This window comes from Streptomyces sp. NPDC040410, assembly GCF_055595715.1.
This window is the reverse complement of record NZ_JBVIVK010000006.1, coordinates 76,139-89,970: the sequence shown is the minus strand read 5'-3', so window position 1 is coordinate 89,970 and position 13,832 is coordinate 76,139. Positions and strand designations below refer to the sequence as shown.

General features: G+C 72.0%; 13 protein-coding genes and 1 pseudogene. 6 read left to right on the top strand and 8 right to left on the bottom strand.

Features of this window, described 5'->3' with window-relative positions; genetic code table 11:
* Window positions 1-222: 222 nt before the first annotated feature.
* From ACZ562_RS14790 to ACZ562_RS14780, 3 genes and pseudogenes are all read left to right on the top strand, one after another.
* Complete coding sequence (locus tag ACZ562_RS14790; RefSeq protein WP_471178100.1) at window positions 223-774, top strand: hypothetical protein; 552 nt, start codon at window positions 223-225, stop codon at window positions 772-774.
* Window positions 775-817: 43 nt separating this feature from the next.
* Window positions 818-925: pseudogene (locus ACZ562_RS14785) on the top strand (alpha/beta hydrolase); the annotation flags it as partial.
* A gap of 82 nt (window positions 926-1,007) precedes the next feature.
* Window positions 1,008-2,180: a lactate 2-monooxygenase gene (locus ACZ562_RS14780; protein WP_471178097.1), complete on the top strand. Its 1,173-nt coding sequence runs from the start codon at window positions 1,008-1,010 to the stop codon at window positions 2,178-2,180.
* On the opposite strand, the gene ACZ562_RS14775 is transcribed toward ACZ562_RS14780, so the two are convergent.
* The 3 genes from ACZ562_RS14775 to ACZ562_RS14765 form a co-directional block, all read right to left on the bottom strand.
* Window positions 2,143-3,807 carry an RICIN domain-containing protein gene (locus ACZ562_RS14775; protein WP_471178094.1) on the bottom strand — a complete coding sequence of 555 codons (1,665 nt, stop codon included), beginning with the start codon at window positions 3,805-3,807 and terminating at the stop codon, window positions 2,143-2,145. The two genes, ACZ562_RS14780 and ACZ562_RS14775, sit on opposite strands and share 38 nt — an antisense overlap.
* A 434-nt stretch (window positions 3,808-4,241) precedes the next feature.
* Complete coding sequence (locus ACZ562_RS14770) at window positions 4,242-4,619, bottom strand: toxin Doc (protein ID WP_471178092.1); 378 nt, start codon at window positions 4,617-4,619, stop codon at window positions 4,242-4,244.
* 3 nt (window positions 4,620-4,622) lie between these two features.
* Complete coding sequence (locus ACZ562_RS14765) at window positions 4,623-4,868, bottom strand: hypothetical protein (RefSeq protein ID WP_471178089.1); 246 nt, start codon at window positions 4,866-4,868, stop codon at window positions 4,623-4,625.
* Between the two features lie 296 nt (window positions 4,869-5,164).
* Here ACZ562_RS14765 and ACZ562_RS14760 point away from each other — a divergent pair, with 296 nt between their 5' ends.
* Window positions 5,165-7,552: a SpoIIE family protein phosphatase gene (locus ACZ562_RS14760; protein WP_471178087.1), complete on the top strand. Its 2,388-nt coding sequence runs from the start codon at window positions 5,165-5,167 to the stop codon at window positions 7,550-7,552.
* A gap of 62 nt (window positions 7,553-7,614) precedes the next feature.
* Window positions 7,615-8,241 carry a DUF4232 domain-containing protein gene (locus ACZ562_RS14755; RefSeq protein ID WP_471178085.1) on the top strand — a complete coding sequence of 209 codons (627 nt, stop codon included), beginning with the start codon at window positions 7,615-7,617 and terminating at the stop codon, window positions 8,239-8,241.
* A gap of 93 nt (window positions 8,242-8,334) precedes the next feature.
* On the opposite strand, the gene ACZ562_RS14750 is transcribed toward ACZ562_RS14755, so the two are convergent.
* From ACZ562_RS14750 to ACZ562_RS14735, 4 genes are all read right to left on the bottom strand, one after another.
* Complete coding sequence (locus tag ACZ562_RS14750; protein ID WP_471178083.1) at window positions 8,335-10,140, bottom strand: ricin-type beta-trefoil lectin domain protein; 1,806 nt, start codon at window positions 10,138-10,140, stop codon at window positions 8,335-8,337.
* Between the two features lie 540 nt (window positions 10,141-10,680).
* Complete coding sequence (locus ACZ562_RS14745) at window positions 10,681-11,652, bottom strand: aldo/keto reductase (RefSeq protein WP_471178080.1); 972 nt, start codon at window positions 11,650-11,652, stop codon at window positions 10,681-10,683.
* Between the two features lie 63 nt (window positions 11,653-11,715).
* On the bottom strand, window positions 11,716-12,246 hold the full coding sequence (locus tag ACZ562_RS14740) for a flavoprotein (RefSeq protein WP_471178078.1): 531 nt from the start codon (window positions 12,244-12,246) through the stop codon (window positions 11,716-11,718).
* A gap of 9 nt (window positions 12,247-12,255) precedes the next feature.
* Entirely contained in the window at window positions 12,256-12,714 is a 459-nt protein-coding gene (locus tag ACZ562_RS14735; protein WP_471178075.1) for a nuclear transport factor 2 family protein, read from the bottom strand.
* A 114-nt stretch (window positions 12,715-12,828) separates the two neighbouring features.
* Here ACZ562_RS14735 and ACZ562_RS14730 point away from each other — a divergent pair, with 114 nt between their 5' ends.
* Window positions 12,829-13,380 carry a TetR/AcrR family transcriptional regulator gene (locus ACZ562_RS14730; protein WP_471178072.1) on the top strand — a complete coding sequence of 184 codons (552 nt, stop codon included), beginning with the start codon at window positions 12,829-12,831 and terminating at the stop codon, window positions 13,378-13,380.
* Window positions 13,381-13,620: 240 nt separating this feature from the next.
* Here ACZ562_RS14730 and ACZ562_RS14725 read toward each other — a convergent pair whose 3' ends face one another.
* Complete coding sequence (locus tag ACZ562_RS14725) at window positions 13,621-13,821, bottom strand: ferredoxin (RefSeq protein WP_471178070.1); 201 nt, start codon at window positions 13,819-13,821, stop codon at window positions 13,621-13,623.
* Window positions 13,822-13,832: the final 11 nt, after the last annotated feature.

The window sequence follows — 13,832 nt, the reverse complement described above, 5'->3', positions numbered from 1 at the left end:
TCGACCCCATGGGTTTCAGTAACCTTGCGTATTGAATCAGTGGCGTGAAGTGACGGAGTTCGAACGTTCCAACCCCGGAACCTGGCGGTTCTTGATCACTTCAACCGGCCGGATGGCTGGATTCCCTCTGCTCGTTAATAGGCCTGAAACATTCCGCTTCAGCTTGAGCGCACCCTGCTCTGACCCCTTGTGTTCATGTTCGAGCCGAGTAATGGTGATTACATGATTACTACAGAGCAACGAGAGAAGCTGCGCGGCTGGTTCGCCGGCCGGCTGCCGGACGATCTGTTCGAGTCCCTGACGGAGGTCACGGTCGACCGCGAGGAGATCACCGTGATCGGCCGCATTCCCGAACCCCGGCTGGCCGAGGACGCCCCGGCCGCCCAGCGGGAGGCGGCGGCGCAGGGCAGGATCCAGGAGTTCCGGGAGCGCACCCGGGAGGCCCGGATCGCGGTGGCCCGCGAGGCCGAGCACAGGTTCGGCCGCAAGGTCTCCTGGGGCGTGGAGTGCGACGGGCAACGCGCGCTGTTCACGCATGTGGCCGCGCCCGTGATGACCCGGCTGCGCCAGCCCGAGCGCCAGGTCCTCGACACCCTCATCGCGGCCGGCGTCGCCCGCAGCCGCAGCGACGCCCTCGCCTGGTGCGTCCGCCTTGTCCAGCGGCACGCCGACGACTGGCTCGCCGAACTGCGGGACTCACTGGAACACGTCCAGCGCGTCCGGGCCCAGGGACCCGACACCGAGCCGGAGGAGGCGCCGTCGGACGAGGAGTGACCCAGGACAGGGATGGGATGACGGCGCCGCGGCCGCACTGCCGAAGAGCGGCCTGTGGGAGCTGGTCGAGATGGACACCGGCCACTGGCCGATGGTCTCCCAGCCGCGCGAACTGGCCCGGGTACTCCACGAGTCGGTCAGCAGGTCCTGACGCCTGCCGTCGGAGACCCGCACCTACTCACCAGTATGGTCGGGGTGCAGCGCGTTCTCAGCGACGAGAGGCGGACGTACCCATGGGCAGGCACTGGGCGGACTTCCAGTACGAGATCTATCTGAACGGGATGACGGGCGCGGTCCCCCGGCTGACCACCGACCTGACCCGGCTGGAGGAGCTGACCGAGCAGCGGCTCGGCCCCGGCCCGGTCGGTTATGTGGCGGGAAGCGCGGGCGACGGCAGTACGGCCCGCGCCAACCGGGCGGCCCTGGAGCGCCGCCGGATCGTGCCGCGCGTACTGCGTGACGTGCACGAACGCGATCTGTCGGTCGAGGTGTTGGGCCGCGCTCTGCCCGCCCCGCTGGCGCTGGCGCCGGTCGGCGTGCTGTCGATCATGCATCCGGACGCCGAGTCGGCCGCCGCACGGGCCGCGGCGGCGCAGGGCGTGCCGTACATCCTGTCGTCGGCGTCCAGTACGCCCATGGAGCAGGTCGCCGAGGCGATGGGGGACGCCGAGCGCTGGTTCCAGCTGTACTGGCCCAAGGACGTGGAGGTGGCGCGGAGTTTCCTGAACCGGGCCGGGGCGGCCGGGTTCACCGCGCTGGTCGTCACGCTGGACACACCACTGCTCTCCTGGCGGCCGCGCGACCTCGACCAGGCGTACCTGCCGTTCCTGCGCGGTGTGGGGACCGCCAACTACTTCTCCGATCCGGCCTTCCGGGCGGGCCTGGCGAAGCCCGTGCAAGAGGATCCGAACGCGGCGGTGATGCACTTCGTCGGCATGTTCGCGGACCCCGCCAAGACCTGGCCGGACCTGGCGTTCCTGCGGGAGCACTGGGACGGTCCGATCGTGCTGAAGGGCATCCTGCACCCGGACGACGCCCGTCTCGCCGCCGACGCCGGGATGGACGGGGTGGTGGTGTCCAACCACGGCGGCCGACAGGTGGCCGGCGCGGTCGCGGCGGCCGACGCGCTGCCCGGGGTCGCCGACGCCGTCGGCGACCGGCTGACGGTCCTGTTCGACAGCGGCGTACGCACCGGGGACGACGTCTTCAAGGCGCTCGCGCTCGGGGCGCGGGCGGTGCTCGTCGGCCGGCCCTATGTGTACGGCCTCGGCCTCGACGGCCAGGCGGGCGTCGAGCACGTGATCCGCTGTCTGCTCGCCGAACTCGACCTCACCCTCGCCCTGTCCGGTCACGCCACCCCGGCCACGATCAGCCCGGCCGACCTCGTCGGGGAATCCTCCGGGTGATGCTCTTCGCCGTCCGCGTCCACGTCCGCTCGGAGAGTTCGACCGCCCGTGCGGGCGGTGCGTGCGTCCCCTCGTCCGACAGTGAACTCGGACTGGCCGACACGGAGCCGGTCAGCCAGCGCTGGCCGGTGGAGCCGTCGCGGACCTTCACGACGATGTCGGCGCCGGGAGCGCGGGTGGTGGAGGTGAGGGCGAGCTGGTCCTGCCAGCGGGGCAGCAACTCGCCCTGCGCGGTGAGGTCGTAGCGCACGTCGTCCGCCCGCTTCGACTTCGCGGTGGCACACCCGCCGAGGACGACCACGCCGGCGTCGACGTGCGAGTCCAGGCACAGGCCGGGGTCGGCAGCGCTGCGCAGCAGCCCGTCGGACTCGTACGACCACTGCTGGGTCCCGGCGGACGAGCACGCCGCGAGCTCGGTTCCGGCCCCGGCCTCGACGTCGCCGCGGATGTCGAGGCACAGGCCGGCGGCGGCGTTGCGCAGCCTGGTCCGCCGCGGCGAGACGGGGAGTTGGGCGGTGTCCGGCGGGGCGGACGAGGCCCCGGGCGGGAGCTGGGAGCCGCCGCCGGTCTCGCTGGTGGAGGCGGCCGGGTCGGCGGCGTCGTCGGGTGACAGCAGGCCGGTGACGAGCAGGGCCGCGAGCAGCCCGGCGGAGGCCAGACCGATCCCGGTGAACAGCGCTCGGGAGGACCGGAGGGCCGGCGGGATCCTTCTGCCGGGCACCGGACTCCCCGGCAGGAGGCGACGGCGTCTGCGGCCGTGGCGGGCGGAATGGCGCGTCCGGGGTTCGTCTGCCGGGCCTCCACGGCGGGAGTCGAGATAGCGGCCGGCGTCCCGGCCGAGCACCGCCTCGGCGATGAGTGCGCCCAGCCCGCCCTCGAAATGGCTCAGTTGTTCGGCGGCGTAACGGCAGTAGGGACACAGGTCCAGATGTTGTTGCACATCAGGCAACAGGGCCCCGCCGCGGCGAATCGGGACGTCGAGGAGGCGGTTGTAGAACCGGCAGTCCTTGGTCGGCGCGAGTTCGCGATGGGCATGTACACAACCCTCGCGGAATTTCTCACGCGCCTGTTCGAGTGCGGCCGACGCGGTGTCGGTATCCATGCCCAGTAGGGCGGCCGGGGCGCTTACCGGCTCCCCCTCGACCTCGGTGTGCCACAGCAGACACCGGGCAACTCCGTGAAGGGACTGAAATGACCGCTCGGCCAGCCGGCGATTTTCCGGGGTCGGGGACTTGGCAGTGCGCATACGGCGGCCGCCCTCCCGCTTCCCCAGGTCCGGCAGAACCGCGGATATTCGTTCCTGGGCCGACCACTCCGCGGCCGTGTCCCGCACGGCCACCAGGAGGCGGGGCCGCAGCGCGAGGGCGGTCTCCCCGAGCGCCAGGCGGTCGAGGACCTGGTGGAAGGCGGCTGCGGTGACCATGGCGGCGAGGTTCGCCGGGCCGCCGAGACAGATGACCGCGTACGCGTGGGCCGGCTGCCAGTGACGGGCCATCAGCAGCGCGACGGAATGAGCGGCCTCGCCCTCCGGGCGGCTTCTCAGCCGGGTGGCGAGGTTCTCGTCGGATTCTCCGGGAACCCCTCCCGGTGGAGGGTAGGGAGGGCGAGGGGGGTGGGGGGTGGACACTGAGCGGATTCCTTTCCCACACGCATGGGACACGCGGGGAGCATGAATTCACCAACGCCCGTTCGACCCGGTTCCCCACGGGACGAATGCGACCCGGCTGATACCCCCCTCACGGGTGGTCAACCCTCGCACAAGGGGCTCACGGCCAACAAGGCACTTGAGCAACATCCGCATCATTGAAGGAGAGTGAGGTACGGCGACAACTCACGCCACCTGTATGGGCTTTCGGCATTCCATGCGCCCCGTGTGAAACACACGCAAGGGCCGGAGCACCACGCACGCTCCCGGCGCACAGCGGGGCGTGGTCCACTGGAACCGGCCCTTCTCAAAAGGCCCCGCGCAGGACGGCGGCTCTCCCGCGCGAAACAGGCCGCCGACCCCGATCCTCCGCCCTCGGTCGGCGGCCCCGGGGGGCGGCACCCGCCCGGCGGATCTCAGATCTGCCAGGAACGCAGCCGGTCGGCAGCCCGGTAGACGTCGGTCCTGCCGGAGATCAGGTCGCGGGCGAGGTCGACGAGGGCGCCGTAGGGCGGGTCGATGCCGACGCCGCTGACGAACATGTACGCCACGGCCGTCGCACACGCGAAGCGGGCGTTCGCCGAGGGCAGGGGCTTGAGCAGCGCGAGCGTGTGCAGCAGGGCCGCGGCCCGCCAGGCCGGGTCGGAGTCCACGCCCAGCCGGGGCGGATCGACGCGATGGCGGGCGACGGCGGCCACCAGCGCCGAGAAGTCGTTGATCGTGGGCTGGTCCGGCAGGACTTCCTCATGGCGCTGGAGCAGCCAGGGCACGTCGATGTGGATGACGGGTGCCATCGGTCAGGCGGCCCGCCCCTCACCCTTGTCGGTCGGTTCGTCGTCGGGGAAGGCGGCGGCGAACTCGTCGGCGTGGGACGCGAAGAAGCGGCGGAACGCCTCGGCGCCCTCCTGCAGCGCCCGGTGCCGGGCTATGTCGGCGGCGGCGGCCTCACGCACGAGGGCCTTCATCGACGTGCCCCGCTCCTTGGCGATCTGCCGCAGGTCCTCTAGCTCACGGTCGCTGAACTCCACGTTGAGAGCTGGCATGCCCCTCACGGTACCGCTCGGGTACTCAGTCGTAAATAGCCCCAGGTCAAGTGGGATTTTCAACGGTACCGAGGAGGTCGGAAACCGGCACCAACGCGGCCGAACGCCGTGTCCGATTCCCGCCGGACCCTGCTTCTGCCGTCGGCGCCGCAACGGCCGGAATTCCCCCTTGACCGCGGTGCGGGCGCCGGGTCCCGCGGAGCGGGGTTCCCCGTCCGCGCCGGAGCGCCACGCACTAGGCTGGCACCGCAGTGACGCACCTGTTCACGGTGAGTGCGCGCATGGGAGTGGCGACGATGAGCCCGGTGTACCCGTTCGACGATGCCGCGACGGCGCGGGCTGTCATCGACGACGAGGGCATTCTCGTCGAGTGGAACGCCGGAGCCCAGCGGCTGCTGGGCTGGCCGGCCGCCGACGTCGTGGGTCGTCCCGCCGCGAACCTGCTGGTCGGCGCGGGACAGGAGGGGGACGGCCTGCCCGAGGGGCCCCGCTGGGACGGCATCCTCACACTGCGTCACGCCGACGGCGGCACCGTGTCCGTATGGCTGCTCGCCCACCGCAGACAGCCTCAGGACGGCAACCCCGGCCACTGGCTCGTGGTCACCCCGCTGGAGGGCGACCGGCCCCACGCACCCGACGACCCGCTGGAGACGGCGGAGCTCGTGCAGTCCCCCTGCGCCCTCGCCATCTATGACGAACGGCTCCGGCTGCGCCGGATGAACGAGGCCATGGCCGAGGTGCTCGGACTGCCCGAGGAGCGGGTGCGGGGGCTTCGGGTGCTCGAGCTGAGCGGCCAGCCGAAGACCGCGGACGTCGAACGGCATCTGCGGCGCGTGCTCACCACCGGCCGGGGCCACGACGTACGGACGTACCTGCCGATCGGCGGCGACGGCCGCACCGGCGCATGGCTGGCCCGCATGGCGCCGATCACCGACTCCGCCGGGCGGGTGCGGGGCGTGTGCGTCACCGCCCACGACTTCACCGAGCAGTACCTGGCGCGCGATCGGCTCCAGCTCGTCAACGAGGCGAGCGTCCGCATCGGCAGCACGCTCGACGTCACGCGGACGGCGCAGGAACTGGCGGACGTCTGTGTCCCCGTCCTCGCCGACTTCGTCAGCGTCGACCTGCTGGACCCGCCGGAACCGGGCGGTGAACCGTCCACCGGGCCGCTGACCGCACCCGTCGGCCTCCGCCGGGCCGCCCAGCGGTCCGTGAGCCCCGGCAGCCCGGAGGCCGTCGCCAAGCCCGGTCGGGTGGAGGTCTATCCCGCCTCGTCGCCCCAGGCCGACTCGCTGCTGGCCGGACACTCGATCGTGGCGTCGACGGCCACCGGTGACCTCGCCGACTGGCTCTCCTGGGACAAGGCCCGCGCCGAACGGGTCAGGGAGTACGGCGTCCACTCCACGATGTCCGTGCCGATCCAGGCCCGCGGACTGACCCTCGGCGTCGCCGTCCTCACCCGGTTCGAGAACCCCGCCCCGTTCACGCCCGACGACGTGCTGCTGGCCGAGGAGGTCACGGCCCGGGCGGCCGTCTGCATCGACAACGCCCGCCGCTACTCCCGCGAGCGGGAGACGGCCCTCGCCCTGCAGCGCAGCCTCCTGCCCAGGTCGCTGCCGCGCACGGCCGCCGTGGAGGCGGCCTCGCGCTACCTTCCGGCGGCGCAGGCCGGAGTGGGCGGCGACTGGTTCGACGTGATCCCGCTGTCGGGGATGCGGGTCGCGATGGTCGTCGGAGACGTCGTCGGCCACGGCGTCCAGGCCTCGGCGACCATGGGCCGGCTGCGCACCGCCGTGCGCACCCTCGCCGACATCGACCTGGCCCCCGACGAGCTGCTCACCCACCTCGACGACCTGGTCGTACGGCTGTCCGTGGAGGCCGGCCACGAGGGCAGGCCCGGCGAGGTCGGCGCCACCTGTCTGTACGCGGTGTACGACCCGGTGTCGCGGCGCTGCACGCTGGCCCGGGCCGGGCATCCTTCGCCCGTCATGATCCGGCCCGGAAGGCAGCCGGAGCAGGTCGACCTGCCCGGCGGGCCGCCGCTGGGACTGGGCGGGCTGCCGTTCGAGTCCGCCGAGCTCGAACTGCCCGAGGGAACCGTGCTCTCCCTGTACACCGACGGGCTGATCGAGAGCCGTGACCGGGACGTCGACGCCGGCCACGCGCTGCTCTGCGACACCCTGGGTGCCGCCTCCGGCTCGCTGGAGGAGACCTGCGACCGTGTCCTGCACGCTCTGCTCCCGAAGGGCGGGGTCGCCGACGACGTGGCCCTGCTGCTGGCCCGTACCCGGGGACTGCCCCCGTCCCAGGTGGCGACCTGGCACATCCCGGCCGACCCGTCGCTAGTCGCCCCGATCCGCAAGCAGGTCGTCGAACAGCTCGCCACGTGGGGGATGAGCGAGGCGTCGTTCACCGCCGAACTGGTGGTGAGCGAGCTGGTGACGAACGCGATCCGGTACGGCGCCGACCCCATCCGGCTGCGGCTCATCCACGACGCGGCCACCCTGATCTGCGAGGTGTCCGACACCAGCCACACCGCTCCGCACCTGCGCCGCGCCAAGACCTGGGACGAGGGCGGGCGCGGTCTGCTGCTGGTCGCCCAGCTCACCCAGCGCTGGGGCAGCCGGCACACCCCCGACGGCAAGACGATCTGGGCGGAGATCGGTCTCCTCGACGAGGAGTGAGCGAGGGCGGGGGCGCAAAGGTTCAGCACGCAGGCGACGAACGTCCAGGAGTGTCGAACGACATGGCGAAGACGTCCCAGCACCTTCACCCCCGCCGTCTCCCCGGCCGCCACCCGGCGGGCCTGCTCCGCCTGCTCTCGGGCGCGGCCGCGGTGTTCGCCCTGCTGACCGGCTGCGGCGGCGAAAGCAGCGCCGGAAGCGGCAGCGGTGACGGCTCGGCGAGCGCTCCGCGGTCGCGACCGGAGACGACCGCACCCTCCCCCCAGCCACCCACCCGCTGCCACACCTCCGAGCTGCGCGCCTCCGTCGGCCGCAACAACCCCGGGGCGGGGCAGTGGAACTTCCCCATCGTGCTGACCAACACATCGACCCGGACGTGCACGGTGCGCGGCTATCCGGGCGCGGCGTTCCTCGACGCGTCCGGCGAGCAGCTGGGGCCGGACCCGAAGCGGTCCGGGGGTACGCCGACGACCGTCACGCTCTCGCCGGGCAGGAGCGCATGGGCGGGGCTGTCGTTCTCCAACCCGGAACTGAGCGGCGCTCGCGCTGCCACTCCGGCGGCACTGCTGGTGACCCCGCCGGACGAGCGGGACGCCCTGAAGGTGACGTGGACGGCCGGAAAGGTGCCGGTGGCGGGCAACGCGTCGACGGTGTTCCTGACGGTCTTCGACTCCGGCACCGGCGCCTGACGCCAGGCGCACCGCAGTCCTCACGGGTCTCCTACCGACGCCTCTTGGACGGGCGGGGCACGGCCTGATCACGTGCCTGAACGGCCGCCTCCGTCAGCGACGGCCGCCGTGCCCGGGACCGTGGTCGGGCCGGCCCGACTCGCCGTTCCACGAGCAGGAGTAGCCGTAGTGGTAACAGAAGGCGCCCGTCGGGTACGAGCTCGTGGGGGGCGGTGAGGGCTCGCTGGACGAGGGGGTCACGGAGGGCGTCGGCGTGGGCGCCTTCGGGACCTTGGGAGTGGACGCGGCCAAGGCGGTCTGCGAGGTGGCGTCCCAGTTGACCACCTCCATCTGGCGGGCGGCCTTCGAGGTGTCGAACACCCAGCGCTGGGCGGCGTCGTCGTCACGGTTCTTCAGGACCAGCGCGCCCGCACCGTCGGTGGCGGCGGGGGCCAGGGCAAGGTCCTGGTCCCAGCGCGGCACCAGCGTGCCCTGGAGGGTCAAGTCGTAGCGGATGTTCCCGGCGTCCGGCCCGGACGAGCCCGCGCACGGGGCGAGGCGCACCGAGTAGCCGAGGTGGGAGTCCAGGCACAGGCCGGGGTCCGCGGCGCTGCGCAGCAGTCCGTCGGCTTCGTACGACCACTGCTGGCCGGCCGCCGAGGTGCACTTGGTCAGGCGGGTTGCCGCACCCTTGGCGGCCTTGCTGCCGACGATGCCGACGCAGAGCCCGGAGGCGACGTTGCGCAGCCGCCCGCGCAGTTCGACTTCCTTGACGTCCCGGGAGCCGGTACGGGACGGGTTGCCGGTGGAGGAGCCCGCGCCGGAGCCGGGGGCCTCGGAGGACTGGGAACCGCCGGCCTGATCGGTGCCGTCCGAAGTGCCGAACACGGACCACAGGACCAGCGGAAGCACGATCAGCCCGCTCACGGTCAGCGCGGCCACGGCGACGTTGCGGCGGCGGGCGGCGGCACGGCGGGCGGCTTTCTGGGCCGACCGGCGGGAGCCGGTACGCGGGCCGGCCGCCACGGTAGGGAACGCCTCGCCCATGAAGGCCGACGGTATCCGCTCCGATGCGACAACGCTGTCATCTGCCCCGGCCGCCCTGGCCTCCACGTAGGCCTGCGCGCGCCAGCCGAGCACCGCCTCGGCCAGTGCGATGCCGAGGAACCCGTTGAACTGGTTCAGCTGGCCGGCGGTGTCCCGGCAGTGCCTGCAGCGGTCGAGGTGGACGCGCAGGTCCGGGTCGACGTCGACGCCGCCGCGCCGGCAGGTCACGTCCAGCAGCCTCAGGTAGAGCCCGCACTCCTGCTCGGGGGCGAGTTCGCGGTGGACGTGCAGGCACTCCTCGCGCAGCCGCTCGCGGGCCCGAGGCAGTTCGACGCGCGCGTCCTCCTCGGCCAGGCCCAGGAGCGCGGCCGGTACCGCGAGCGGTTCGGCCTCGACCTCGCTGTGCCACAGCAGGCAGCGCGCCGACTGGGGCAGCCGCTGGAACGCCCCGGACAGCAGCCGCCGGTTGGGCGGCGGCAGCAGACGGGCCGCCAGTCGCTCGCCGCCGTCGGTGGAGCGCAGGTCCGGGTGGAGCAGCTCCCGCCGGTGGTCGCCGTCCCACTCCGCGGCGATGCGCCGCACGGTGACGAGCAACCGGGGCCGCCACGCCGCCGTCGGTCCGTTCTGACGCAGCGACTCGCCGAAGAGCCTCGTGAAGGCCGCGGTGGTGAGCATTCCCGCGGGACGCGCGCCGGCGGTGGACAGCCGCGCGTAGGCGAATGCGGCCTCCCAGTGCCGGTCGAGGAGTTCACCGACCGGATGCAGCGCGGGTGTCGTCCCCGTCCACTTCTTGAGCTCGGCGCTCAGCTGCTCGTCCGTGGCGTCGGCCTGGCGGCCGGCAGTCGGGGAATTCGACAGGCCTGCGTCATTCACGGCGCCATTCCTCCCGAGGGCACGCTGCACAAAGTCCATACCAAGGGCATGGGAGTCCGCCGCTCGCGCGACGAGTCCTTCCGTACCGGATTAGGCATCTCGGACGTCCGCCTGTGGTGGCTCTTTCGAAACGCGGCGGCGAACGGGAGCGGCCTGGTGCGCACAGCGGAATAAGCCTTGTCCGTGCGCCGACAGGGCACACCTTTGCACAGGTCAGCGAGGCGGAACAAGTGATGCCGCCGTTTTGTGCATGGCACGCGGACAGAGGGTATTTGACGTCTCGTCAATACCGGCTCGTCGTGCGATTGCCGCCGTATCGATTCGGCAATCGGCAACCGTATTCACCGGGTTCGGGCGGGCTCTGCCGAAACCATTGGAAAACCATTGAACAGGCACCACATCAGGCACCCGGCCGGTCACCCGACGTCACACCCCAACCATTGGGCCACACGTTCCGCACGCGTCCCGTCGCCCGAGAGCGAGGCCGCGGGGCCGTGCGGCACGGAGTTCGCACCGCACGGGCCGCACTGAGCGGACGGGTCAGCTGTGGCCGACGATCGGGTGCGGGGTGTAGGGCTGCTCCAGCTCCTCGATCTCCTTGTCGCTGAGCCCGAGTTCGACGGCGGCCACGGCGTCCTCGATGTGCCGGGCCTCGGCCGCGCCCACGATCGGTGCGGCCACCGTGTCCTGGTGCAGCAGCCAGGCGAGGGCGACCTGCGCGCGCGGGACGCCGCGGTCGTTCGCGATGCGGGTGAGGGCCTCGACGATGGTGCGGTCGCCCTCCTGGTACAGACGGCTGCCGAAGTTGTCGTTCGCGCTGCGCTCGGTGACGGTTCCCCAGTCCCGGGTGAGGCGGCCGCGGGCGAGCGGGCTCCAGGGCAGCACGCCGACGCCCCGGTCCGCGCACAGGGGCAGCATCTCGCGCTCCTCCTCGCGATAGAGGAGGTTGTAGTGGTTCTGCATGGAGACGAACTTGGTCCAGCCGTGCCGCTCGGCGGTGTACTGCGCCTTGGAGAACTGCCACGCGTACATCGAACTGGCCCCGAGGTAGCGCACCTTGCCCGCCTTCACGAGGTCGTGCAGGGCCTCCATCGTCTCCTCGACCGGCGTGTGCGGGTCGTAGCGGTGGATCTGGTAGAGGTCGACGTAGTCTGTGCCGAGGCGGCTGAGGCTGTGGTCGATCTCGGACATGATCGCCTTGCGGGACAGTCCTCCGCCGTTGGGCCCGGGCCGCGTCCGGCCGTGCACCTTGGTCGCGAGCACGATCTCGTCCCGGCGGGCGAAGTCACGCAGCGCCTTTCCGACGATCTCCTCGCTGGTGCCGTCGGAGTAGACGTTCGCCGTGTCGAAGAAGTTGATCCCGGCCTCCAGCGCGTGCCGGATCAGGGGACGCGACGCCTCCTCGTCGAGGGTCCACTCGTGCACGCCGCGGTCGGGCAGGCCGTAGGTCATGCAGCCCAGACAGATCCGCGACACGTCCAGGCCCGTCGAACCGAGCTTCACGTACTGCATCGTTGCTGCTCCTGCCTTCGGGTTGGGTACGAAGGGGAGCGTACGGCGTGGTACGTGTCCGGCTCACCGCTCCAGCAGGTCCAGCGCCCGTTCCCACCCGAACTCCGGGTGCTCGCCGCTCTCCCCCGCCTCGCCCGAGTACGGCTCTCCGAACCGGACGCCCATCCCGCGCAGCCGTATGACGCTGTCCCGGTAGGCGGGGTGGGCGGCCAGCGCGTCGGACAAGCACGGCAGGACGGCGACGGGGACGCCGAGGCCGTGCGTCTCGCACAGCGTGGCCACGGCGAGGGTGTCGGCCAGGCCCGCAGCCCACTTGTTGACGGTGTTGAAGGTCGCGGGCGCGACCACGACGGCGTCGGGCGGCGGGAAGGGGCGCGGATCGCCGGGCGTGCGCCAGGCACTGCGGACGGGCCGGCCGGTCTGCGTCTCGACGGCGGCGGTGTCGAAGAACCCGCCCATGGCGACGGGCGTGGCGATGACGCCGGCCTCCCAGTCCCGCTCCTGGGCGGCGGTGATCAACTTGCTGACGTCCGCGGCGATTCCGGCGGCGCAGACGACGACGTAGAGGAAGGGCTTCCCGTCCGGTCCTGTCACCCTGGAACCCTATTCGACCGGGAAGGACCGCCCCCGTTCGGCCTCGGGCCGCGGCCCGAGGATGCGGCGCTGGTTCTCCTCGATGGGTACGTCGTTGATGCTCGCCTCCCGCCGGGTCATCAGCCCGTGCTCGTCGAACTCCCACAGTTCGTTGCCGTACGACCGCCACCACTGGCCGTCGGCGCCGCGGGACTCGTACTGGAAGCGGACCGCGATGCGGTTGCCGTCGAAGGACCACAGGTCCTTGCGCAGCGCGTACTCCTGCTCGCGCTGCCACTTCGCGGTGAGCAGCTCGACGATCTGCGCGCGACCGGTGACGAAGGTGTCGCGGTTGCGCCAGACCGAGTCCTCGGAGTAGGCGAGCGACACTTTGTGCGGGTCACGGGTGTTCCAGGCGTCCTCGGCGGCCTGCACCTTCTGCCGGGCGGTCTCCCGGGTGAAGGGCGGCAGGGGCGGTCGGTCGGTCATGGTCTTCTCCTGGTTCCCGAAGGGACAGCGGCGGTTTCCACGGAGAACGAGCGTTCTCCGCACTGGCTGCTACCGTAGGAGAACGCTCGTTCTCACGTCAAGGAGAGGTCGTCCATGGACAGCGCAGTCGCCCGCGGGAAGGCACTGGACGCAGCGGAGGAGCTGTTCTACGGGCGGGGCATCCAGTCCGTCGGCATGGACGACGTCCGCGGCGCGTCCGGCGTGTCGCTCAAGCGGCTCTACCAGCTCTTCCCGGCGAAGGAGCAGCTGGTCGCGGCGTACCTGGAGCGGCGCGACGTGCGCTGGCGCGGACGGCTCGCCGCGTCCGTGGAACGTCACGAGGAACCCCGGCGGCGGATCCTGGCCGTCTACGACTGGCTCGCGGAGTGGTTCGCCGAGGACGGCTTCCGCGGCTGCGCCTGGATCAACTCGTACGGCGAACTGGGCGCCACCTCCGAGCGCGTGGCGGCGCAGGTCCGGGCGCACAAGGAGGCGTTCCGCGGCTACCTCGCCTCCCTCGTGGCCGACGCCGGACTGCCCGACGCGCTCACCGGGCAGCTGTTCCTGCTGGCCGAGGGCGCGATGGTCACGGCGGGCATCACCGGGAGCACGCGACCGGCCGCCGAGGCGCGGGAGGCGGCCGGGCTGCTGCTGAAGGCCGGCTGAGGCCGGGCGGCACACGCCGAGGCCGAACCCGGCGCGGCCGCACCAGCTGTGCGGGGCACCATGACCGCGGGCACGACGGCCGGCACGAGCGCGCGTCACCGCCGTGCGCTGCCGACGTCGAGTCCCACCGCCCATTCGCGCGGACGCGCCCCGGCGGCGGCAGGCCCGGCAGCCCGGCCGGCAACGGCCACGGTCCGGTCGAAGCGGCGGCCGAGGCGCGGGACGCGGCCGGGCTGCTGATCAGCCCGCGGGAGCGGACACCGTGATGGCGCCGACGGGGCAGACCCTGGCGGCCTCCCGCACCATGGGGTCAGCTGATCCGTTCTCCCAGCCGGGCAGGAGGGAGCTGAAGCCGTCGTCGTCCTGGGTGAAGACGCCCGGGGCGGTCAGAGCGCACTGGCCCGCGCCGATGCAGGCGTCCTTGTCGATGTCGATGTGCATGGCCGGGCCTC